This window comes from Afipia clevelandensis ATCC 49720 (genome assembly GCF_000336555.1).
In the GTDB taxonomy this organism is placed as follows: Bacteria; Pseudomonadota; Alphaproteobacteria; order Rhizobiales; family Xanthobacteraceae; genus Afipia; species Afipia clevelandensis.
The window spans coordinates 4,063,597-4,085,053 of the sequence record NZ_KB375281.1; the positions used below are offsets into that span (position 1 = coordinate 4,063,597).

19 protein-coding genes are annotated in these 21,457 nt (G+C 62.4%); 9 read left to right on the forward strand and 10 right to left on the reverse strand.

Annotated elements, in window-relative coordinates:
- Positions 1-86 precede the first annotated feature (86 nt).
- Positions 87-1,016, forward strand: a complete 930-nt coding sequence (locus tag HMPREF9696_RS19475) for an MBL fold metallo-hydrolase (protein WP_002714767.1) — start codon at positions 87-89, stop codon at positions 1,014-1,016.
- On the opposite strand, the gene HMPREF9696_RS19480 is transcribed toward HMPREF9696_RS19475, so the two are convergent.
- The 3 genes from HMPREF9696_RS19480 to HMPREF9696_RS19490 form a co-directional block, all read right to left on the reverse strand.
- On the reverse strand, positions 989-1,837 hold the full coding sequence (locus HMPREF9696_RS19480; protein ID WP_040301633.1) for a DUF1499 domain-containing protein: 849 nt from the start codon (positions 1,835-1,837) through the stop codon (positions 989-991). The genes HMPREF9696_RS19475 and HMPREF9696_RS19480 overlap by 28 nt on opposite strands.
- Positions 1,838-2,050: 213 nt before the next feature.
- Complete coding sequence (locus HMPREF9696_RS19485) at positions 2,051-3,262, reverse strand: ABC transporter substrate-binding protein (protein ID WP_002714769.1); 1,212 nt, start codon at positions 3,260-3,262, stop codon at positions 2,051-2,053.
- A 190-nt stretch (positions 3,263-3,452) separates the two neighbouring features.
- A complete protein-coding gene (locus HMPREF9696_RS19490) occupies positions 3,453-5,081 on the reverse strand; it encodes a fatty-acid--CoA ligase (protein ID WP_002714770.1) in 1,629 nt (542 codons plus the stop codon).
- Between the two features lie 61 nt (positions 5,082-5,142).
- Between HMPREF9696_RS19490 and HMPREF9696_RS19495 the strand changes: the two genes are divergently transcribed.
- Complete coding sequence (locus HMPREF9696_RS19495; RefSeq protein ID WP_002714771.1) at positions 5,143-6,117, forward strand: extensin family protein; 975 nt, start codon at positions 5,143-5,145, stop codon at positions 6,115-6,117.
- A gap of 87 nt (positions 6,118-6,204) precedes the next feature.
- On the opposite strand, the gene HMPREF9696_RS19500 is transcribed toward HMPREF9696_RS19495, so the two are convergent.
- Positions 6,205-6,894 (reverse strand): L,D-transpeptidase, encoded by a 690-nt coding sequence (locus HMPREF9696_RS19500; protein WP_002714772.1) that lies wholly within the window; start codon positions 6,892-6,894, stop codon positions 6,205-6,207.
- Positions 6,895-7,405: 511 nt separating this feature from the next.
- Between HMPREF9696_RS19500 and HMPREF9696_RS19505 the strand changes: the two genes are divergently transcribed.
- A complete protein-coding gene (locus HMPREF9696_RS19505) occupies positions 7,406-8,380 on the forward strand; it encodes a magnesium transporter CorA family protein (protein ID WP_002714773.1) in 975 nt (324 codons plus the stop codon).
- Here HMPREF9696_RS19505 and ligD read toward each other — a convergent pair whose 3' ends face one another.
- Complete coding sequence (gene ligD / locus HMPREF9696_RS19510) at positions 8,381-11,047, reverse strand: DNA ligase D (RefSeq protein ID WP_002714774.1); 2,667 nt, start codon at positions 11,045-11,047, stop codon at positions 8,381-8,383.
- Between the two features lie 145 nt (positions 11,048-11,192).
- Here ligD and ku point away from each other — a divergent pair, with 145 nt between their 5' ends.
- A complete protein-coding gene (ku, locus tag HMPREF9696_RS19515) occupies positions 11,193-12,065 on the forward strand; it encodes a non-homologous end joining protein Ku (protein ID WP_002714775.1) in 873 nt (290 codons plus the stop codon).
- Between the two features lie 59 nt (positions 12,066-12,124).
- Here the strand turns inward: ku and HMPREF9696_RS19520 are convergent, their stop codons facing one another.
- The gene (locus tag HMPREF9696_RS19520; protein WP_002714776.1) at positions 12,125-12,583 is read right to left on the reverse strand and encodes a MarR family winged helix-turn-helix transcriptional regulator; all 459 of its coding nucleotides are present in this window, start codon (positions 12,581-12,583) and stop codon (positions 12,125-12,127) included.
- A 207-nt stretch (positions 12,584-12,790) separates the two neighbouring features.
- Between HMPREF9696_RS19520 and HMPREF9696_RS19525 the strand changes: the two genes are divergently transcribed.
- Positions 12,791-13,216: an organic hydroperoxide resistance protein gene (locus HMPREF9696_RS19525; protein WP_002714777.1), complete on the forward strand. Its 426-nt coding sequence runs from the start codon at positions 12,791-12,793 to the stop codon at positions 13,214-13,216.
- Positions 13,217-13,279: 63 nt separating this feature from the next.
- Here the strand turns inward: HMPREF9696_RS19525 and HMPREF9696_RS19530 are convergent, their stop codons facing one another.
- Together HMPREF9696_RS19530 and pdxH are read right to left on the reverse strand one after the other, a co-directional pair.
- A complete protein-coding gene (locus HMPREF9696_RS19530; RefSeq protein WP_002714778.1) occupies positions 13,280-14,044 on the reverse strand; it encodes an SDR family NAD(P)-dependent oxidoreductase in 765 nt (254 codons plus the stop codon).
- Between the two features lie 36 nt (positions 14,045-14,080).
- On the reverse strand, positions 14,081-14,722 hold the full coding sequence (pdxH, locus tag HMPREF9696_RS19535; protein WP_002714779.1) for a pyridoxamine 5'-phosphate oxidase: 642 nt from the start codon (positions 14,720-14,722) through the stop codon (positions 14,081-14,083).
- A 15-nt stretch (positions 14,723-14,737) separates the two neighbouring features.
- On the opposite strand from pdxH, the gene HMPREF9696_RS19540 reads away from it, so the two are divergent.
- From HMPREF9696_RS19540 to HMPREF9696_RS19560, 4 genes are all read left to right on the forward strand, one after another.
- Entirely contained in the window at positions 14,738-15,271 is a 534-nt protein-coding gene (locus tag HMPREF9696_RS19540) for an RT0821/Lpp0805 family surface protein (RefSeq protein ID WP_002714780.1), read from the forward strand.
- Between the two features lie 149 nt (positions 15,272-15,420).
- Positions 15,421-16,443, forward strand: a complete 1,023-nt coding sequence (locus HMPREF9696_RS19545; protein WP_002714781.1) for a DnaJ C-terminal domain-containing protein — start codon at positions 15,421-15,423, stop codon at positions 16,441-16,443.
- 1,133 nt (positions 16,444-17,576) lie between these two features.
- Positions 17,577-18,449, forward strand: coding sequence for a DMT family transporter (locus HMPREF9696_RS19555; protein WP_002714783.1), 873 nt, complete (start codon positions 17,577-17,579; stop codon positions 18,447-18,449).
- 54 nt (positions 18,450-18,503) lie between these two features.
- Entirely contained in the window at positions 18,504-19,817 is a 1,314-nt protein-coding gene (locus HMPREF9696_RS19560) for a hemolysin family protein (protein WP_051053272.1), read from the forward strand.
- A 105-nt stretch (positions 19,818-19,922) separates the two neighbouring features.
- Here HMPREF9696_RS19560 and HMPREF9696_RS19565 read toward each other — a convergent pair whose 3' ends face one another.
- Entirely contained in the window at positions 19,923-20,696 is a 774-nt protein-coding gene (locus tag HMPREF9696_RS19565) for an anti-sigma factor family protein (RefSeq protein WP_002714785.1), read from the reverse strand.
- Between the two features lie 210 nt (positions 20,697-20,906).
- Complete coding sequence (locus HMPREF9696_RS19570; RefSeq protein WP_002714786.1) at positions 20,907-21,398, reverse strand: sigma-70 family RNA polymerase sigma factor; 492 nt, start codon at positions 21,396-21,398, stop codon at positions 20,907-20,909.
- Between the last annotated feature and the right edge of the window lie 59 nt (positions 21,399-21,457).

The following is a 21,457-nucleotide window of genomic DNA, read 5'->3' on the forward strand; positions in this document are numbered from 1 at the left end:
CCCGGCCATGACGAGCAAGAGGTCGGGTGTCGCACAGGTTCTCGAGGACTCCAGGCACTGACTGACGAGCGCAGGTAGACGCATCCATGAGCGATAACGACGACATCCCCTTCAACAAGGATTTTCCCCTTAAGCCCGGCGTCGTGGACGAAGTTGTCCCGGGCGTGCGGCGGGTGTTGTGCGACAATCCAAGCCCGTTCACGTTTACCGGAACGGTGAGCTATATTGTCGGCAAGGGAAATGTCGCGATCATTGATCCCGGCCCGATCGACGAAGCGCATACGCAGGCGTTGCTGAACGCCGTGCGCGGCGAGACGGTCACGCATATTCTCGTCACCCACACCCACAACGATCATTCGCCCGGCGTTGCCGCGCTGAAGGCGGCGACGGGCGCGACGGTCTATGCCGAAGGCCCGCACCGCGCTTCGCGTCCGGCCTATGCCAGCGAAACCCGCGCCACCGAATCCGGCGGCGACAGGAATTTCCGTCCTGACGTGACGCTGAGGGACGGCGATGTTGTCGAGGGCGACGGCTGGCGGCTTGAAACGGTGAGCACGCCGGGACACACCGCCAATCACGTCGCCTTCGCCTGGCAGGACCGGAACCTGACATTTGTCGGCGATCACGTCATGGGCTGGTCCACCTCCATCGTCGCGCCGCCCGATGGATCGATGGTCGATTACATGGCCTCGCTTGATCGGCTGGCGGACCGCAGCGAGCAGCTTTATTTCTCCGGCCATGGTCCGGAAATTCCGGATGCCGTGCGGTTCGTGAAGTTTCTCATTCGCCACCGCAAGGCGCGCGAGGCGTCGATCCTGCACCGGCTTGCCAAGGGCGAGGCCGACATTCCGACCATCGTGCGCGCGAGCTATATCGGCATCGACCCGCGGCTGGTGGGCGCGGCCGGTTATTCGGTACTGGCGCATCTTGAGGATCTGGTGGCGCGCGATGTCGTCGCCACCGATGGCGACCCGACCATCGACGGCAGCTACCGCTTGGTCGCGCCCTTGGCCTGAGGCTTGGCCGGCGTAATCAGCTTTTTCACCGGCTGCGCGTTGTCCACCGCATCGTTGAGTTCTTCCGCGAACTTGATGATGCGCGCCGCGTTGGAGCCGAGATCGTGCTCGAAATAGCGCGACGATGAGCGCATATCGACTCGGGCGCTGTCGCCGTCCGGCGTCACGCGGATCGCGATATCCTCACGAAACCCCATCACAGGCGTGCGCGCCACCGCCTCGATGCGCCCGATGCGCTGCGGCGGCAGGGGCGGACGCTCGTCGATCACCAGCCACTTGTGCCGGTGAACCAGACGCTGGGCCATTTCATAGGCTTTCTGCACCGGAACGTCGATGCTGACCGGTTCGACATCGGGATAGGCGGCGCGCTGCTGCTCGGCGGAATAAAGGCCGGCATAGACTGCCGGATTGGCGCCGTCGCCAGCGCGCAGCCGCGCCAGCGCCTCGAAGCGCGGCGGATCAATCGGATCGGTGGTGATGTCGTGGATCGCCGGCAGGGTCCGGTATTGAAACGCGAGATAGGCCGGGTAGGCCAGAATGGCGGCGTCGATCAGGAACGCCAGCAGGATCCGGCTCATGCCGCGCGAGCCGTTCTGCCAGATGGCGGCGAAGGCGGCGAGGCCGACCAGGATCGAAAGACCGGCGCAGGCCAGCGCGCCGAAGAATGTCGTCAGCGCCGGTTTGAAATCGAGGACGCCGAAGCGGACGATCACGACCGCGACAATGGATGAGACCAGCGAAAACACCGCCAGGCGCCGCGACCACGACGCAAGGGCGGAGATCGGCTCCATCTGGTAAGCAGCAGCAATGCGGCGGGCCATGACGTGAATTCTGTCGGGTTGCGGATCGCCGGGCCGATGCCCGGCCGCGGCTGGTCCGCTTGAGACCATGGCATCGCTGCGAATTCAAGACATTTGGCGATCTGGGATGTTTTTCGGCCGGTTTTGGGCCGGCTGCGCGCCGCTTACCGGGCCGCGCGTCGGTTGAAACCGCAAGCCCGTTGGGGGCTTGCGGTGGCGTGCGTTATGGCCGGCTCAGTGGGTGACGAGCGGGCAGGCCGAATTGGAGAGCTTTCCAAAGGCCTCCTCGCCGGACATGGTCTGCACGAGGCTGTAATAGTCCCAAGGATACTTCGAGTCCTGGGGCTTCTTGACCTGCATCACGTACATCTCATGTTCCATCAGCCCGTCGGCGCGGATCTTGCCGTTGCTGCTGAACATGTCGTTGATCTTGGCCTTGTGCAGTTCGGCCATCACTTTGTCGGAGTCGGTGGTGCCGGCGGCCTTCACGGCATTGAGGTAGGTCAGGGTTGCCGAATAATAGGCCGCCTGGTTCATCGTCGGCATGCGCTTTGTTTTCGCGAAATAGCGCTTTCCGAACGCACGGGTCTTGTCGTTGAGGTCCCAGTACCAGCCCGTCGTCAGGTAGAGTCCCTGTGCGGTCTGCAGGCCGAGCGAATGAATGTCGCTGATGAAGGCCAGCAGCGCCGCCGGTTTCATCGTCTTGCCGAGGCCGAACTCGTTGAACGCCTTCAGCGAGTTGGTGAAGTCGTTGCCCGCATTGGCGAGGCCAACCACCTGAGCGCCGGACGACTGCGCCTGCAGCAGGAAGCTCGAAAAGTCCGAGGTTGCGAGCGGGACGCGAACGGCGCCGATCACCTTTCCGCCATTGGCGGTCACCACATGCGCCGCTGATTCCTGAAGCTGCGTGCCGAAGGCATAGTCGGCGGTGAGGAAGAACCAGCTCTTGCCGCCCTGTTTCACCATCGTGGTTGCCGTGCCGTTGCCAAGCGCCGTGGTGTCATAGGCATAGTGGACCATGTAGGCGTTGCAGTCCTTGCCGGTCAGCGAAGCGCCGGCCGCGCCGATGGCGATGAACGGCACCTTCTTTTCTTTCGCGACGGTGGCCATTGCGAGGCTGACGCCGGTATTCGATCCGCCGAGGATCATGGTCGCGTTCGCCGTATCGGCCCATTCGCGGAATTTCTGCGCGCCGATATCCGGCTTGTTCTGGTGATCCGTCACCATGAATTCAATCTTGTTGCCAAGAACGCTGCCACCGAAATCCTCGATGGCCATCTTTGCAGCTTCCACGCCGCCGGGACCGATGACGTCGGCATAAACGCCCGACATATCGTCGATGTCGCCGATCACCACCTTGTTCGATGCGGCATGGGCAACTGCTGTGGTGGACAGCAGTACGGACAGCAGCCAGCCGGCTGCCTGAAGATTTCGGGATTTTTTCATCTGCGCGTTTCCTCGTTGTTATTTTTGCGAGGGCCGCAAGTTAGGTAGGAGCCACGCGCGTTCCAATTCGCCTTTGGTTGGTGAAACGCCCCGCCAACACTGATAATTCTTAATGTTCGCTGCGGTGCCTGCAAAGAAAATCCCCCGCCGGTCGGGCGGGGGAGGTCTGAAAGCGTGTTTGTTGTTTGCGTTACGCAGCCGCGGTCGGGAGCTGATAGTCCTTGAACTGATCGCGGAGCGCGGTCTTTAAAATCTTGCCGGTGGCGGTGTGCGGAATGGCGTCCACGAACTGAACGTCATCCGGCATCCACCACTTGGCGATCTTGCCGTCCATGTATTGCAGGATTTCCTCGCGGGTTGCCTTCTGCTCGGGCTTGAGCTGCACGATCAGGAGGGGCCGCTCATCCCACTTCGGATGGAACACGCCGATCACGGCAGCTTCCAGCACCTTTGGATGGCCGACTGCGAGATTCTCAAGATCGATCGACGAAATCCACTCGCCGCCCGACTTGATCACGTCCTTCGACCGGTCGGTGATCCGCATATAGGCGTCGGCGTCGATGGTGGCGACGTCGCCGGTGTCGAAGAAGCCCTTGTCGTCGAGAATGTTCGTCTCCACGCGATAATAGGCCTTCGAGACGGCAGGACCGCTGACCTTGAGGCGGCCGAAGGTCTTGCCATCCCATGGCAGGTCCTTGCCGTTGTCGTCGGTGATCTTCATCTGCACGCCGAACGGCGGATATCCCTGCGTCTGCAGGATATCGAGCCGGGCGTCGCCGGTGAGGTTCGCGAACGGGGGCTTGAGCGCGCCGACCGTGCCGATCGGGCTCATCTCGGTCATGCCCCAGGCGTGGCGCACTTCGCAGCCCATGTCGACGAACGACTTGATCATGGAGCGCGGCATCGCCGAGCCGCCGCAGATCACGACCTTGAGGTCGGGCAGGGTCTTCTTCTCGGCGGCCATATGCTGCAGCAGCATCAGCCACACCGTCGGCACGCCAGCGGTGTAGGTGACCTTCTCGGTCGAGAGCAGTTCGTAGACCGAGGCGCCGTCGAGCTTGGCGCCCGGCATCACCAGCTTGGTGCCCATGGTCGGCGCCGAGAACGCGATGCCCCAGCTATTGGCATGGAACAGCGGCACAACCGGCAGCATTGTATCGCTGGCACGGGTGCCCAGCGCGTCGGTGTTGTTGGCCATCAGCGCGTGGAGGACATTCGAGCGATGCGAGTACAGCACGCCCTTCGGATCGCCGGTGGTTCCGGAGGTGTAGCACATCGCGGCTGCGGTGTTCTCGTCGAACTCCTTCCACTGGAAATCGCCGTCGACTTCCGCGATCCACTCTTCATAGGAAATCGCGTTCTTCAGCGTGGTCTGCGGCATGTGCGCCTTGTCCGTGAACACAATGTAGCGTTCGACGGACGGCATCTTGTCGGCGATCTTTTCCAGCAGCGGCACGAAGGTCAGATCGGTCATCATGATGCGGTCTTGCGCATGATTGACGATCCAGACGATCTGGTCGGGGAACAGCCGCGGATTCACGGTATGGCAAATGGCGCCGATGCCCATGATGCCGTACCATGCTTCAAGATGACGCCAGGTATTCCATGCAATGGTGGCGACACGATCGCCGAGCTTGATGCCGTGCTTGTCGAGCTGCTGACCGACCTTCAGCGCGCGGGCACGGATTTCAGCATAGTTGGTGCGGTGGATGGGTCCTTCGACCGATCGCGTCACGACTTCCTGCTTGCCGTGAATGGCCGCCGCGTGGTCGATAATCCGATGACACAACAACGGCCAATTTTGCATCAATCCAAGCATCCGTATCTCCTCCTCAAGGCAGTCTTGTTGTTTGGTGATTGCGCTCCCCGAAGGGACCTGAATGAATTCTAGCGCGGACAAAGCGGGCCGCAAATGGCCTTCTGGCTGGCATGCCACCCTCCGGCGGCCCGTGTTTTCACCCTTCGCGGTGGCGCTGGTTCTTATCGTCGCGGCTTCAGCCGAGGCAAGTGCTAAAGTGCCGCTGCCGCAGCCTCGCCCAGCGGAGGCGCCAGCGGCCGGAAATACGTCCTCCGATGAAAAAGAATCCTCTTCCGGTGTGCCTTCCCAGCCGGAAATAACCAGGCCGGCTGAACTTTCGGCCTGCCGGCAGGCCCTGACGGACAGCATCGCCATCGCGCCCTCGATCCCGCCGATCAGGGGGCCAGGCGGCTGCGGCGGCGAGGATCTGGTCCGGCTGGAAGCGATCGTGCTGTCACCGACCCAGCGCGTGACGGTCAAGCCCGCCGCCATCCTGCGCTGTACGATGGCGGCGGCGGTCGCCGACTGGGTACGCAACGATATCGCGCCATTGGCTGTGTCGCTCGGCACCACGGTCAGCGAACTCGATAATTTCGATTCCTTCGAGTGCCGCGGCCGTAACCGCGTCAAGGGAGCGAAGCTGTCCGAGCATGGCCTCGCCAATGCGCTGGATGTGCGCGGCCTGAAGTTCGCCGACGGCAAGATGCTGTCGCTGACCGACCGCGCGGTCCCGCGCGAGACGCGCGAGAAGGTGCTGGCGTCGGTCTGCGCGCGGTTCACTACCGTGCTGGGGCCGGGCTCGGACTGGTATCACGAGGATCACATCCATCTCGACCTCGCCCAGCGGCGCAACAACTTCAAACTGTGCCAGTGGGGCGTCTACGAGCCGATGCCGGCGATTGCGCCTTTGATGCCGGCGGAACGTCCGGACGAAGCGCCGCCGCGCCCGGCTGCGGATGGCAAGACCGCGCCTGAACAGGCATCCGACGATGCGCCGGGTGCAGATTCAGGCGGAGTGACAGAAAGACCGGCGGTCGTCTCCAGACCGCGCCGCTAGCTGTCGCGGCCGAACGGAGCAGGATAACTGCCAACAAAAAAGCGCCGGATCATCCGGCGCTTTTTTCAATTCACGGCTTGTTGCCGATCAGTACTGGCTGACGCCACCACCGCCCTGAAGGGCCATCTTCGAGTTGACGGGCGAGTCGCCCTGCTTCGGGTCGAGGACCACAACGACGGTGCCCTGCTTGGCGCGGCTGTAAAGATCGATCACGTCCTCGTTGGTCATGCGGATGCAGCCCGAGGAAATCGACGCGCCGATATATTCCGGCTGGTTGGTGCCGTGAATACGGAACAGCGTGTCGCGGTTCCCCTGATAGAGATAGAGCGCGCGGGCGCCGAGCGGATTGTCCGGACCGCCGGGGACGGATTGCGGCAGGCCTTCAATGCGCTTGTGGATGTCTGCGGTGGGCGTCCACTTCGGCCATTCCTGCATGTTGCCGACGCGGGCGATGCCCGAAAACGCGAGCGCTTCTTCGCCGACGGTGATGCCGTAACGGATCGCCTTGCCGCCCTCGAGCACGTAGTAGAGGTAATGATTGTCGGAATCCACGACGATCGAACCCGGCAATTCCTTGCGGTGATAGTTGACGATCGCGCGCCGGAAGGGCGCGGCCACCTCAACCTTGTCGTATCGCGCCTTGGCGAGATATTCCTTGTCGCGAGGCTTCAGGCTCGCTTCCGGAGATTTCTCGTAGGTGGCCGAGGTCGCCTGCATGCAGCCGGCGAGCGAAAGACCCGCGAGAACGACAATAATCTTTGAGCCGATCGAGGACATTCCGAAGTTCCAATGGGGGTGCGGAGGGTGTCTTCACGCTGAAATTAGCCGGAAGATGCTTCCGATTTCGTTACACTCTTTTTGCGCCGAAACAGGCGGTATTTCCAGAGCTTCGAGACCGGTTTTGCTCTGCAGCAGCGCACCTGTTGCATTTGCGCCGCAGGGCCGGGGACGAATAAGCCAGACCCTGCCCAAAACCCCGGCAAGTCCCAGGCTTTTGGCCCTTGGTCCCCGTTGAATGGTTCCCCGCGAGCCGGCCGAATCCGGCTCTCTCCCGGCCTCGCCGCCGAATCGCTCGCCCGGTTTTGATTGCGCGTGATCGGGATGATCCGGCCCGTCCGGCAGGGCCGGTCCGGCTTGCCGGAGGCTGCGTCACGGGAAGTCGGGCTGGCCCGCTATCCCGTGTGACAGTTGTATGTCCCGCAACGAAGTCCAGCGAAAATCCCGGCGATTGCGCTTTCGCTGCGGATGGACGACAGGTAATTCGCGAAAGAGATTCCTGGAGTCGCTCATGCTGTCGGTCTTCGTTCCCACGTCGTCCTCCCTGAAGAAGTTCGACAAGGTCGAGGCCGATGCGCTGCCGCCCGATGCGATCTGGATCGACCTCAAGTCGCCCTCGCCCGGCGAGGACAAGGCGGTCGAAAAGCTGGTCGGCATTGAAATTCCGACCCGCGAAGACATGCAGGAAATCGAGATTTCCAGCCGCCTCTATATCGAAAACAACGCGCGCTACATGACGGCGACGCTGATGTGCGCGACCGATTCCGGCAATCCGCGCACTACACCGGTGACCTTCATCCTGACCGATCACCGTCTTGTCACGGTGCGTTATGACGAGCCGAAGCCGTTCTCGCTGATCGCGGCGAAACTCGCGCGCAATTGTCCGGCCACCATCACCGGCGACGGCGTCCTGCTCGAACTGCTCGATGGCGTGATCGACCGCTGTGCCGACATTCTGGAGCGCGCCGGCGCCGATGTGGACGCGGTGTCGTCGCAGATCTTCGAGCCGTCCGCCGAGAAGGGCCACGCCCGCAGCTATTCCCAGATACTGCTGACGATCGGCAAGAAGGGCGACCTCACCTCGAAGGTCCGCGAAAGCCTTGTATCCATCGGCCGCCTGATTTCCTTCGTCACCGTCGAGACCGATGCCGGGCGCTGGAGCAAGGAGCAGAAGGCGCAGTTCAAGACCCTGCAGCGCGACGTGTCATCGCTGACCGATCATGCGTCCTATCTGTCGAACAAGATCACCTTCGTGCTCGATGCCATGCTCGGCGTCGTCAATCTCGAGCAGAACAACATCATCAAGCTGTTTTCAGTGATGGCCGTGGTGCTGATGCCGCCGACGCTGATCGCGTCGATTTACGGCATGAATTTCAAGATAATGCCGGAACTCGAACAGCCATGGGGCTATCCGCTGGCATTGCTGGCGATGCTGTTCGCAGCGGTTCTGCCTTACATGTTTTTCAAGTGGAAGCGCTGGCTGTAGTTACTTCGCGATCTTGCCGATCGCCGCCCTGATCGACCTTGCCGCGGCATCGTAATCCGACCACGCCCTGGTCCTGGCCAGCAGCGAAGGCACCGTCCGCACGGTATATCTCTTTGGGTCAAGGTCGCTGCGCACCTGTGTCCATGTCAGTGGCATGGAGACCGTCGCGCCGTCTCGCGCGCGGGGCGAAAGCGGCGCCACCGCGGTCGATGTCTTGTCATTGCGCAGGTAGTCGAGGAAGATTTTGCCTTCGCGCTGCTTCTTCGACATGTTGAGCAGGTAATGTTCCGGGCTGTCCGCCGCCATCTGCTGACAGACAGCCTGTGCGAAGGCTTTGGCCGTCTTCCAGTCGATCCTGTCTTTCTTCGCATCCTTCAACGGGGTGACGACATGCAGGCCCTTGCCGCCGGTGGTCTTGCAGAAACTTTCCAGCCCGAGATCCGCCAGCCTTTCGCGCATTTCGCGTGCGGCATCGACGACAGCGGAAAACGCGACATCGGGTGAGGGGTCGAGATCGAACACCAGACGCCCCGGCACATCGGGTTCGCCCGGTGCGCAATTCCACGGATGCAATTCAAGGCCGCCGATCTGCGCGACCGCGACAAGGCCCTCGACGCGATCAATCTGCACATAGGGCTTACGATCACCCGAGACTTTTACGACGTCGATCAGTTTTGACATGCCGGGCATGGCGTGACGCTGGAAGAAGGGTTCGCCGCCGATGCCGTCGGGTGCACGAAGGATCGAACAGGGGCGGCCCTTGATATGGCCGATCAGCCAGTCGCCGGCCTGCTCCATGTAGTGCGCCAGATCGAGCTTGGTGACCGGCTCGCCGTCACCGCCGTCCGGCCACATCGCTTTGTCCGGATGTGAAATCGTCACGCCCATGACGGTATTGGTTGCGGCTGTACGAGCGGTTTTCGTGGCTTTGGCGCTCGCCTTCGCTGACAGTTTCGCAATGTTGGTGCCTGAAGGCTTGTCAGGCGTCACCTCGCTCGCCGGCTTGTCTTTTCGCAAGCCCTTGAACGCCGCCTGCCGGACCATGTTGTCGCCGGTCCAACCTGCGAACTCGATCTCGGCGACGAGGTCGGGTTTCAGCCAGTGAACCTCCGCCGTTTTCTTCGGCGCGTTCTCGCCGCCAAACGGATTCTTCGCTGCGGCATGCGACTTCAACTCGGGCATGAGGCGCTTGACGACAGCCTGTCCGTAGCCTGTTCCGACCACGCCGACATAAGCGAGATGCCCGTTCTTCGGAACGCCGACCATTAGCGAGCGGAATTTGTCGCCATTGCTCTTCCAGCCGCCAATCACGACCTCATGTCCCGCGCGCACCTTGGCCTTGGTCCAGTTGCCGGACCGGCCCGAACGATAGGAGGCGGCGAGCTTCTTCGACACGATGCCCTCCAGCGACAGTGCACGGGCGGATTCCATGATCGCGCTGCCATTGGACTCGAAATGCTCCACGTAGCGGATGGTTCCTTCGCTGCGCTTCCGTTTGCCGTTGAGGAGACGTTTCAATCGCGCCTTGCGTTCGGACAGCGGAAGCGGCCTCAGGTCTTCGCCGCCTTCAAAGGGAAGGTCGAAAGCAAAGAAGATCAGGCCATCAGTCTTGCCGTCGGAGAGCGCGGCCTGCAGCGAAGCGAAACTCGGATGTCCTTCGTGATCGAGCGCGACAACCTCGCCGTCGATGATGGCGTCCGGAAATTTTTCCGCCTGTTTTGCGATTTCTGAAAATTTGTCGGTCCAGTCGAGACCTTTGCGGGTTTTCAGCGTTGCATTCCCGTTTTCGATCCGAAGCTGCACGCGGTAGCCGTCGAACTTGATCTCATGCACCCAGCCGTTGCCCGAAGGCGGCTGGTCAGTGGATTCGCACAGTTGCGGCGCGATAAAGCCGGGCAGCTTGCTGCTGCCTTTTGCAGTGGCTTTTGAATCCGTCTTCTTCGCCGCAGCTTTGCTTTTTGGGCTTGCCGCCTTGGTTCTCTCCTTTTTCCCGCGCTCGTCTGCAGCGAGACCTTTGTTTGAATCCCATACCTGAGCGGCCTTGGCGGGAGTCGATGCCTTGAGCATGAAAGGTTTGGGCGCGCGGCCTTTGCCTTCGGCGATCTGCGCCATGGTGCGTCCCGATGCAGCCGACTTGTCGTCGGCGAGAATGTTATTCGCCTTGCCTTCGCGCGCGTACTCGTCGCGATGCTTGATCAGCAGCCAGTTGGTTCGCTTGCCGCCGTTACGGTCATGCTTCATGCGCACCAGCACCCATTCGCCGTGCAGCTTGTCGCCCTCCAGCGCGAATTTGAGATCCCCCTTCTTGAAACCGCGCTCGGGATCGTCGGACAGCCAGTAGCCGCGATCCCAGATCATCACGGTGCCGCCGCCGTACTGGCCTTTCGGAATCGTGCCTTCAAAATCGCCGTAGTCGAGCGGATGGTCTTCAACCTCAACCGCGAGGCGCTTGTCCTTGGGATCGAGCGAAGGGCCGCGCGTGACGGCCCACGACTTGAACACACCCCCGAACTCAAGCCGCAGATCGTAATGCAGCCGCGTCGCATCGTGCTTCTGGATGACAAACCGCCGGGTCTTGGACGGAGCGACGGAAGATCGTCCGCTCGGCTCGGCGGTTTTCGTGAAATCACGTTTTGTTCGGTAAACCTTAAGCTGCTTTTGGGCCACGGCGCGGGATTCCCGACGGTGCAAAGGGCGCGGAAAAATGTATCATGCGTCATCAAACGGGCGTTCTGGAACAAAAACCTTTGGGTTCTGTTGAGGTTCCGGCCCGGGCATGTGTTCAGGTTTGCGTTCGAGTTGGAGGTAGCCGATGTTGCCGCGTGCGTACTGGAAGGGTTCGCTGAAGCTGTCGCTGGTCACTTGCCCCGTGGCTCTTTACTCCGCTGCCACTACGGTGGAGCGAACCCGCTTTCACATGATCAATACCGAGACGGGCAATCGGCTCAAGCAGCAGATGGTGGATTCCGAGACCGGCGACGTGGTCGAGAAGGAACAGAAGGGCCGCGGCTACGAAGTTGCCAAGGGCGAGTACGTCCAGATCGACAAGGACGAACTGGAAGCGGTTCAGCTCGAAAGCAATCACACCATCGACATCGACAACTTCGTCCCGCGCGACGAGATTGATCGCAGGTATCTCGACAATCCGTATTACATCGTACCCGACGGCAATGCCGGCATCGACGCTTTCGCCGTGATCCGGGACGCGATGAAGGATCAGGATCGCGTGGCGCTCGCGCGCGTCGTTCTGTCGAACCGCGAACGCATCGTGGCGATCGAGCCGCTCGGCAAGGGCCTGCTTGCGACAACCCTGCGATATGCCTACGAAGTTCGCAGCGAGGAAGATTACTTTGCCGAGATCAAGACGCCGAAAATCTCTAAGGACATGGTCGAACTCGCATCGCATATTCTCGACACCAAGGCATCACATTTCGACCCGTCGAAATTCGAGGATGAGTACGAAAACGCGCTGAAATCGCTGGTCAAGCAGAAGGCCGCCGGCAAGACCATCAAATCCGTCGAGAAGCCTGCGAAGGCTGACAATGTCATCAGCCTGATGGATGCGCTCAAGCAAAGCCTGAAGGGCAAGGCGCCCGCGCAGCGTCCTGCGCGCGCATCGCGCACCGCCCCGCGGGGTGCGAAAAAGACAAGCCGTTCCACCGCGCGCCAGCGCAAGGCAGGTTGAGACACAATTCCGACGAGCCGGGATTTGCTTTCGGAACGATCATGCCGTGAGCAATTGTGTCAGGCGGCTTGTGCAGCCAGCAGCTTCGCGCGCAGTTCCTTGATCTCCGCGGTCAGCTTCATGACTTCGGGGATGGTGATGTTGGTCGCGCAGCCGATCGCTTGCGGGATTTCGGCGGCCTTTTGCTTCAGCGCAGCGCCCTTCGGCGTGAGCTGTATTCTCACCACGCGCTCATCGTCCTGATCCCGCGTCCGCCGGACCATGCCCGCCGTCTCAAGCCGCTTGAGCAGCGGTGTAAGTGTGCTCGATTCCAGCAGCAGCTTTTCGCCGATCTCGCCGACGGTTCGTCCGTCTTTTTCCCATAGCACGGCCATCACCAGATATTGCGGATAGGTCAGGCCGAGCGGATCGAGCAGCGGCTTGTAGAGCCGCGTGAAGGCATGCCCGGCCGAATACAGGGCGAAGCAGATGAAATTGTCGATCTTCAGCAGGTCGTCTGCGGTCGGAGCCTTGGCCATGATCCATCTTCCCCGTGATCCGGTCTCAGGAACGTTATTTAAGGCGCGCGCGATTGAATCGCGCAACGCATTTTTGCATGGCTGCCGGTTGAAATATATGTTGCACGATTATATCGTGCACGATATATAGTGATTACTCCTTCCGGCGATGTCGGCGGAAGGCTGTTAGGTTTCAGTCCTCGGGAGAGGCAACCAGGGAGAAAGCAAATGCCGACCAATGTTCTCTATCGCACCCAAGCCACAGCAACCGGCGGCCGCGACGGCAAGGCCGCGACCACGGACGGCACGTTTCAGGTCAACCTCTCGACCCCGAAGGAACTCGGCGGCGGTGGTGGCGCCGGCAACAATCCGGAGCAGCTTTTCGCGGCCGGCTATTCGGCCTGCTTCATCGGTGCGATGAAGGCTGTCTCGAGCACGGTCGGCGTCAAGGTGCCGGCGGATGCGACCGTCACGGCCGATGTGGGCATCGGCCCGCGCTCCGAGGGCGGCTTCGGCCTCGACGTTGCGCTCGCCGTCAAGCTGCCGGGCGTTGACCGCGCAGACGCCGAAAAGCTTGTCGCTGTCGCGCATCAGGTTTGCCCGTATTCCAACGCGACCCGCAACAATCTCGACGTGAAGATCACCGTCGTCTGATTGCTGGATTGTTTCTGCAAAAGAGCGGAGCCTTGGCTCCGCTCTTTTCGTTTGGTGCTTTCGTCAGACGTGCTGGCCGCCATTGATGTGGATCTCGGCGCCATTCACGTAGGAGCTTGTCTCCGTACACAGCACATAGATGATCTTTGCGACTTCGTCCGGCGTGCCGAGGCGGTCCATCGGAATCTGCTCGTGAACGATCTTTTCGGTACCCGGTGAGAGGATCGAGGTGTCGATCTCGCCCGGCGCGATGGCGTTGACGCGCACGCCGACGCGGCCGAAGTCCGATGCCATCTCGCGCGTCAATGCCGCGAGCGCCGCTTTCGATGTTGCATAGGCCGCGCCCGCGAAGGGATGCACGCGGGAACCCGCGATCGAAGTGACATTCACCACCGATCCCTTCACCGATTTCAGTTCTTCGATCAATCCGCGAGCCATCATGATCGGCGCGAAGAAGTTGACGCGGAACACATGGCTCCACGAATCGACATCGGTGTCGATGGAGCCGAGCCGCGCGCCGTTCGCGCCTTTCGGTGAAATCGCGGCGTTATTGACCAGCGCATGCAGCCCGCCGCCGTCAAGCCGCTCGCGGATTTCGTCGATGGCGCGTGCGGTGTCCTTGTGATCCGCAAGATCGACCTGGATGTGATCTTCCGGCCCGGCGCCCCAGGGGCATTGCTCCGGGAATGGATGGCGCGAGCAGGTGAGGACGCGCCAGCCTGCGCTGGAAAAGCGGATCACGGTGGCGTGGCCGATGCCGCGGCTGGCACCCGTCAGAAGAAGGGTGCGCTTGGGCGCATTGGAATCGGCAGGCGCTGAATTCGGCATGAAATGGGGTCTCGCCTTCGGCGTTTGTGACATTGATCAGGGATAAAGCCGCGTCTTGTCCCACGCCGCGCTCGGCGCGTCGCGCGTGAAAATGATGCGATCGTGCAGGCGGAAGGGGCGGTCGTGCCAGAATTCCATCGCCTGCGGCGTGATGCGCCAGCCGCTCCAGCCGGGGGGGCGGGGGACGTCGCCGATGACGTACTTCGCGGCATTGAGCGCGATGGCCTTCTCGAAGGCCATGCGGCTTTCCAACGGCTGCGACTGCTTGCTGGCCCATGCGCCGATCTGCGCCTGCTTTGGCCGTGTGGCGAAATAGGCATCGGCTTCGGCGTCGGTGACGCGGCTCACGGCGCCGCGGATGCGGACCTGCCGGCGCAGCGATTTCCAGTGAAACAGCAGCGCGGCCTTCGGGTTGGCGGCCAGCTCGCGGCCCTTGGCGCTGTCGATATGGCTGTAGAACACGAAGCCGTCGGCATCATAGCCCTTCAGCAGCACCATGCGGATATCCGGCAGACCGTCGCTATCCACGGTGGCGAGCGCCATGGCGTTCGGATCGTTCGGCTCGGACTTCTCCGCCTCGGCCAGCCAGGCGGCAAAAAGCCCCAAGGGTTCCCCGGCGGCGGTAAAATCACCGGAAATTAACTCACCTGAGGTTTTGATTGTGTCTGGACCGTTCATGTCTGGAGTATCCGGTTGCGTATCCTGGCGCCCTTCCGTGCCAAGCCTGTTCTCGAGCGTTCCCTATATAGGGCACCCGAGGGCCGTGGCCTATCGCGGATCGGGCGTGTCGTGGCTGCCCTGTCGCTGGTGGCGTTTGGCTGTTCGGCGGGCGGCTGCAGCATGGGGACCATGTTTAGCAAGGATACTCCGAAGGACGACGCCTCCGACGTCACCGGCTCGATCGGGCCGGTCCTCCGCTCCCACGACGACACCAATCTCACCGACGCCGACCTTGCTTTGGCCCGCAATGCCGCGTCCGACGTGCTGACCCGCGGCCAGAAGGACGTCAGCCAGCCTTGGGAAAATCCTGAAACCGGCGCGCGGGGCTCAGTGACGCCGCTGGCCTCGACCTACACCTCCGAAGGCCGGGTCTGCCGGGATTTTCTGGCCAGCTATGTTCGCGGCACCAATGAAGGCTGGCTGCAGGGTGAAGCCTGCCAGCAGACCAGGGGTGACACCAAAGGCGCTTGGGAAATCCGCCATATGAAGCCCTGGAAGCGAAGCTAACCTTCCCAAGCGCGGCCAGAATCGCCGGGCTGATCGCAGTTTTGAGCCTTGCGGCGGGTGGAACCCGTTGCAGGATTGTCACGAAAACCCCACATCAGGGCAAAGGATCACTCGATCCTGACCTGAATTCCTGCAAGGAGACCTGACGGATGCGCGACCCCTATGAGGTCCTGGGGGTGCAGCGGAGTGCCAGTGCTGCGGCGATCAAGAGCGCCTATCGCAAGCTCGCCAAGAAGCACCACCCCGATGCCAACAAGGACGACCCGAAAGCAGCCGAACGCTTTTCCGAACTGAACATGGCGAACGAGATCCTCGGCGACGAGGACAAGCGCAAGCAGTTCGATCGCGGCGAGATCGACGCCGAGGGCAAACCGAAATTTCAGGGCTTCGAGGGCGGCTTCCCCGGAGGCGGCGGCGCACGCCGCGCGGGGCCGGGTGGGTTTGAATACTCTTTCCGCACCGGCGGTGGGCATCCCGGCGGACCGGGCGCGGGCGGCTTCGCCAGCGGCGGCGCATTCGAGGACATTCTCAAGAGCATGTTCGGCGGTCAGGCCGGAGCCGGCATGGGTGCGGGCATGGGCGGCGGTCCGCGCGGCGGCGCCGGCACCTTTGAGTACGACACGCCATTCGCCACCGATCTCGATGTCGCCGTCACCATGACGGTGGCGCTTGAGGAAGCCGTCAACGGCGCGACGCGGCGCGTGCGGCTGCCGACCGGCAAGGAACTGAATGTCAAGATTCCGGCGGGCGTTGCGGCGGGTCAGCAGATCCGTCTCAAGGGGCAGGGCGAAACCGCACCCGGTCACCGGCCCGGCGATGTGCTGATCACGGTGAACATCGCGCCGCATCCTTACTTCAAGATCGACGGCAACGACCTGCGTCTCGATCTGCCGATCACGCTTTATGAAGCGGTGCTTGGCGCGAAGGTGCGTGTGCCGACGCTCGACGGCGCGGTGCAGCTTTCGATCCCGAAGAACACCTCCTCGGGACGGACGTTCCGGCTCAAGGGCAAGGGCATGCCGATCAAGGGTGCGCGCGGCGCCGAAGGATTCGGCGATCTTTACGCCACCACGCGCATCATGCTGCCCGACGCCAACGACGCCGAACTCGAGGCGCTGATGGAAAAATGGCGCACCGAGCACCCGGCGAATCCGCGCAAGGATTTTGAGTGAGCGATGCCTCGCTATTTCGATGCGCTCGCTGAGTATTCTTGCGCCTGATTTTTCTCCGGTCGTCCCCGCGAAAGCGGGGACCCATATTCCCTGAGTTCTCGGTTTGCGGGAGCTGCTGGAGCAGCTTTCTCGCTCTCACCACGATGCGCGGTGGTTATGGGTCCCCGCTTGCGCGGGGACGACGTCGGATGCGTTGCACGAGTGCGCTCGACGAACAGGTCGTCATGGCCGGGCTTGTCCCGGCCATCCACGTCTTCCTTTCGGACTTTTCGCAAAGGCGTGGATCACCGGGTCAAGCCCGGTGATGATGATCATTGGTGTTGCACCTGCCTATGCTTCACCGACTTCCTGATTCAATTTTCAAACAGCCACTTCATTTACGCGCATGCCTCATCACTCCCGCGCTTCAATCGTGCGAGGTGAGCTGTCGTTGTGCCCCTCGACAATGAGGGGCATGGAGCGCCGCGAGGCGCAAATGTCTTGTTTCGCTTCCGGCATCGCGTGCGAAGCGATGTTGGTCCGGAAACGCATCGCCTCACGGCGCTCCATTCGCGGCGATTTTGGGCGAGGGGACCGTACTTCCGGATGGGACGGGCGAACCCTGATCCGGTCAGCTTTCGCTGCCTTCATCTCCATCTCGTGCAGCCGCGAACGGCAGAGCCACGTAGTTGGCCCGGACGGTGACCCCGCAGACGAGCGTGGCTCGTCACGCCTCCCGGACGCAACGGGTGCGAACCGTGCGCGCAGGCGCCGCATCCTGCTCCGCTTCAAAGCGCCCTCGAGAAGCGCCCCTCGTGAACAGGACAATACGGACTATATTCCTAGATCGGAAAATGTCAAGATGCTTCGTCATTGCGAGGAGGCGAAGCCGACGAAGCAATCCATTTTCGTCGGGACAAAGCAGATGGATTGCTTCGCTTCGCTCGCAATGACGATCGTGCGCGTTGGAGCGTCACGTCATCTATCAGCGGTCGTCCCGGCTTTCGCCGGGACGACATTTATGTTTTGCGGCTTGAGGTAAGTGAACTTGCGCAGAATACATCGCTGCCCAGTTACCTCCGGCGGTTGCCCTTCGTCGTTGAATCTGTAACGTCGGTGCATGTTCATCCTCAACGTCAGCATCGGCATGATCCATGGCTAACCCGCGATGGACCGGGATCGCCTGCCTCGGCATCACGGCATTCGGCTGGGGCCTGAACTGGCCTTTCATGAAACTGTTGCTGCGCGAATTGCCGCCGCTGTCCGCGCGCGGCCTCGCGGGCGTCACCGCCTCGCTCATTCTGGCGGTGATCGCCTTCAGCCGCCGCGAACGCCTGAGCGTGCCGCGCGCGGCGATTCCGCGCCTGTTGTTCGCGACATTCACCAATGTCATCGCATGGATGGGTTTTGGCACCGTTGCGATGAAATGGGTCAGCGTCGGCGAAGGCGCGCTGCTCGCCTACACGATGCCGATCTGGGCCACGCTGTTCGCCTGGCCGTTGCTCGGCATGCGACCGACATTCCGCGATGGTCTCGCGCTCTGCCTCGGCATCATCGGAATCGTGATCCTGTTCGGCGGTGACGGGTTTTCCTTCACGCCGGAAAAGCTGGCGGGCGCGGCGCTGGCGCTGTCCGCTGCGATCCTGTTCGCGCTTGGCAACGTCCTCAATCGTGAGCCGATCCCCGTGCCGCCGGTCGCGCTGGTGGCGTGGCAGGTCGGATTGGGCTGCCTTGCGATGCTGGTGTTCGGTCTGCTGTTCGAGAAGCCGGATTTTCCCGATGTGTCGGTCCGGGGCTGGGCGCTGATGGCGTACATGACCATCATTCCGATGGGCGTCTGCTATCTGACATGGTTCGAGACACTGCGCCGTCTGCCGCCGGCGACGGCCTCCACCGGCATGCTGCTGGTTCCGATTGTCGGCGTCGTCTCCGCCGCGCTGATGGTCGGGGAACCGCTCGGCCTGCGCGAGGTTCTTGCGATGGTCTTCACACTCGGCGGTGTCACACTGGCGTTACAACGGACGTAGCCGAACTTCGGGATGAAGCTGCGGCAATGCCGATGCTGTGCGCAGCGGCTTGGCATGCTATCCGTTAGGACAGAAATACTACCGCAAAGGACCCGCTTGTTACTCGAACTTGGAATTGTCGCTGTTCTCATCGTCATCAATGGTCTTCTGGCGATGTCGGAGCTTGCCATTGTCTCGTCGCGTCCCGCGCGGCTGACGGCTCTTGTTGAAAAGGGTGTCACCGGCTCGCGCCGTGCCCTCGCGTTGGCCTCCGACCCCGGAAAATTTCTTTCCACCGTGCAGATCGGCATCACGCTGGTCGGCGTGCTGTCCGGCGCGTTCTCCGGCGCGACGCTCGGTGCGCGCCTCTCGGCCTGGCTTGTGACTTTCGGACTTTCGCAAGGCGTTGCCGACGCGCTCGGCGTCGGCGTGGTGGTGACGCTGATCACCTATGCATCGCTGATCGTCGGCGAACTGGTGCCGAAGCAGATCGCGCTGCGCGATCCCGAGGCGGTGGCGGTGAAGGTCGCGCCAGCCATGGTGATGCTCTCGAAAATATCGCTGCCGCTGGTGTGGATACTCGATCGCTCCGGCAAGGCGCTGCTCTGGGTGCTCGGCCAGCGCGGCGAACCCGAGGAGAAAGTGAGTGAGGAGGAAATCCACACGCTCGTGGTTGAGGCCGAGAATGCCGGCGTACTCGAACCCGGCGAGAAGGAGATGATCGCGGGTGTGATGCGGCTCGGCGACCTGCCGGTCGGCGCGGTGATGACGCCGCGCCATGAGGTCACCATGATCAATCTTTCGGAGCCGGACGAGGCGATCCGTCTCGCGTTCAGGACCAGCGCGCATTCGCGCCTGCCGGTGTTCGACGGCGAGGAGACGCTCGGCATCCTGCAGTCCAAGGACATGCTGGATGCCTATCTTGCGGGCGAGACGCCAGATATCCGCAAGCTGATCCGGGAGGCGCCGGTCATTCCCGAAACGCTCGACGCGCGCGATGTCGTCGCGATCCTGCGCGATTCACCGGTGCACATGGGGCTGGTGCATGACGAGTACGGCACGTTTCAGGGCGTGGTGACCACGGCGGATATTCTCGAGTCGATTGTCGGCAGCTTTCACACCGAGCAAGGTCCGGCGGAGCCTGCCTTCGTCAAGCGCGATGACGGTTCGTATCTAGTGTCGGGCTGGATGCCGGCGCTGGAATTCGCGCGCCTGCTCGACATTCCGCTGCCGCCGTCGCGGGCGTATCAGACCTGCGCGGGCTATCTGCTCGACAGGTTCGGCGCCATCCCGTCGGAGGGGCAAAGCGTCAGCGCGGATGGCTGGCGCTTCGAGGTTGTGGATCTCGACGGCCGCCGCATCGACAAGGTGCTGGCGACGAAGGAATAGGCATGTCATTGCGAGCGAAGCGAAGCAATCCATGACCAACAAGGAAGACTGGATTGCTTCGTCGCAAGTGCTCCTCGCAATGACATCTGAAAATCGACGTGGGTCTTACAGCCTCACCTTCTCGGTCTGGTCGTAGACCATCCGCGCGACCTGCTCGAGGCGCGTCCGGTCGGTGGTGCCGCTCACCACAAAACCGACACCGCGATCCGCCCAGAACAGCGCGCCGCTGTTGCCGCTGCTGGCGTAGCGCATCTGCGTCGCTTCGGTGTCTGCGCGCGAAGCATAGACCGTGAAGCGTTCGCCGGAGGCGGTCTCGTACATCAGGAACGACGCCGGTCCGGCCGGGCCGGGGAGCAGGCGGCCACCCACCAGTTTCAAGCCGGTCGCATCAAGCTCCGGAGCGCGGACTTCCCAGCCGCAGCGCTTGGTCAGCCATTGCTGCAGATGCGCGCGCTCGTTGCCTGCCACCTCGACCGGATGGCGAACCTCGACCACATAGAGCTTGTGAGCTTCCAGCGCGTCGCCGGTCAAATTCGCGAACGCCGAGGGCGTGGCGCTGGCGCCGCGCGCCATCCAGCCGGCGCCGCCGCCGACGGCGAACATCACCAGCGACGCGGCGATGGCACCCAGCATCCAGCGGCGCGGCGGGCGCGACAGACTGTCGACCGAGAGACGCGCCGGAACGGGCTCGTCCGCGACGGAATCATACTTTGCATGCAGCGCCTCGCTCATCGCTCGCCACGAGGCGACGCGCGCTGCGTCATCGGGATGCGTGGCGATCCAGGCCTCGACCGCCGCGCGCCGATCCGCCGGAAGCTCGTTGTCCACGTAGGCGTGAAGCTCGTCCTCGGTGACGGGAATGTTGTGGTCGTCGGTCATCGGTCTTTATCTCTCGTCCTCAAGATCATCCGGCAGTGGTTACCTGCTCGCGCAGGTGGGGTGGAGGCTACGCAAGGTACAGAGTCTGCCTCCACCCCGCGCGCCAACCGCATCGCGTTCAGCGCGCCACCCTCTCCACGCGGGAGAGGGAGAAGAAATCGGGTCGCCCCATTCATCGCGCATCAAGTCCATCATCGTCCCCGTCGTCATTCACTTCACACGCCGCAGCGCCGGTCGCTCGCCCTCGATTACGGCGCGCACATGCGCCCGTGCGCGGGCGAGGCGCGACATCACGGTGCCGATCGGCACACCCTGAATGTCGGCGACATCGCGGTAGCTGAGGCCTTCCAGCACCACCAGCAGCAGCACCGCGCGCTGGTCTTCCGCGAGCGTTGCAAGGGCGCGGGAAATGTCGCGGCCCTCGGCCTCGGTGCCGGAGGCATCGGCGGTGGTGTCGTGCAGTTCCATCAGCGTCGGCTGGCGCGCCAGCGAGCGGCGGCGGTTGCGGTTGAGATTGGTCAGGATCGTGTAAAGCCAGGCGCGCAGGTCGCCGCCGAGAAAAAGTTTCTCGGAGCGCAGCGCCCGCACCAGCGTATCCTGCACCAGATCGTCGGCGATATCCGCATCCCGCGCCAGCGCGCGCGCATAGCGCCGCAGGGCCGGAATCATGGTCTCGACGTTATGGCGAAAATCGTTGCTCATTCAGCTTCGTCCGGCGCGGCCGTATTTGCCGTTCTACACTGAAAAACACCGCGAACCGG

Coding starts and splice junctions, on each gene's coding strand:
- ku (WP_002714775.1), top strand. CDS start 11,193: ATGTTGCCGCGTGCGTACTGGAAGGGTTCGCTGAAGCTGTCGCTGGTC.
- pdxH (WP_002714779.1), bottom strand. CDS start 14,722: ATGAACGGTCCAGACACAATCAAAACCTCAGGTGAGTTAATTTCCGGT.
- HMPREF9696_RS19530 (WP_002714778.1), bottom strand. CDS start 14,044: ATGCCGAATTCAGCGCCTGCCGATTCCAATGCGCCCAAGCGCACCCTT.
- HMPREF9696_RS19545 (WP_002714781.1), top strand. CDS start 15,421: ATGCGCGACCCCTATGAGGTCCTGGGGGTGCAGCGGAGTGCCAGTGCT.
- HMPREF9696_RS19480 (WP_040301633.1), bottom strand. CDS start 1,837: ATGGCCCGCCGCATTGCTGCTGCTTACCAGATGGAGCCGATCTCCGCC.
- HMPREF9696_RS19525 (WP_002714777.1), top strand. CDS start 12,791: ATGCCGACCAATGTTCTCTATCGCACCCAAGCCACAGCAACCGGCGGC.
- HMPREF9696_RS19490 (WP_002714770.1), bottom strand. CDS start 5,081: ATGCTTGGATTGATGCAAAATTGGCCGTTGTTGTGTCATCGGATTATC.
- HMPREF9696_RS19475 (WP_002714767.1), top strand. CDS start 87: ATGAGCGATAACGACGACATCCCCTTCAACAAGGATTTTCCCCTTAAG.
- HMPREF9696_RS19500 (WP_002714772.1), bottom strand. CDS start 6,894: ATGTCCTCGATCGGCTCAAAGATTATTGTCGTTCTCGCGGGTCTTTCG.
- HMPREF9696_RS19560 (WP_051053272.1), top strand. CDS start 18,504: ATGCTATCCGTTAGGACAGAAATACTACCGCAAAGGACCCGCTTGTTA.
- HMPREF9696_RS19565 (WP_002714785.1), bottom strand. CDS start 20,696: ATGACCGACGACCACAACATTCCCGTCACCGAGGACGAGCTTCACGCC.
- HMPREF9696_RS19555 (WP_002714783.1), top strand. CDS start 17,577: ATGGCTAACCCGCGATGGACCGGGATCGCCTGCCTCGGCATCACGGCA.
- HMPREF9696_RS19520 (WP_002714776.1), bottom strand. CDS start 12,583: ATGGCCAAGGCTCCGACCGCAGACGACCTGCTGAAGATCGACAATTTC.
- HMPREF9696_RS19495 (WP_002714771.1), top strand. CDS start 5,143: ATGAATTCTAGCGCGGACAAAGCGGGCCGCAAATGGCCTTCTGGCTGG.
- HMPREF9696_RS19485 (WP_002714769.1), bottom strand. CDS start 3,262: ATGAAAAAATCCCGAAATCTTCAGGCAGCCGGCTGGCTGCTGTCCGTA.
- HMPREF9696_RS19505 (WP_002714773.1), top strand. CDS start 7,406: ATGCTGTCGGTCTTCGTTCCCACGTCGTCCTCCCTGAAGAAGTTCGAC.
- HMPREF9696_RS19570 (WP_002714786.1), bottom strand. CDS start 21,398: ATGAGCAACGATTTTCGCCATAACGTCGAGACCATGATTCCGGCCCTG.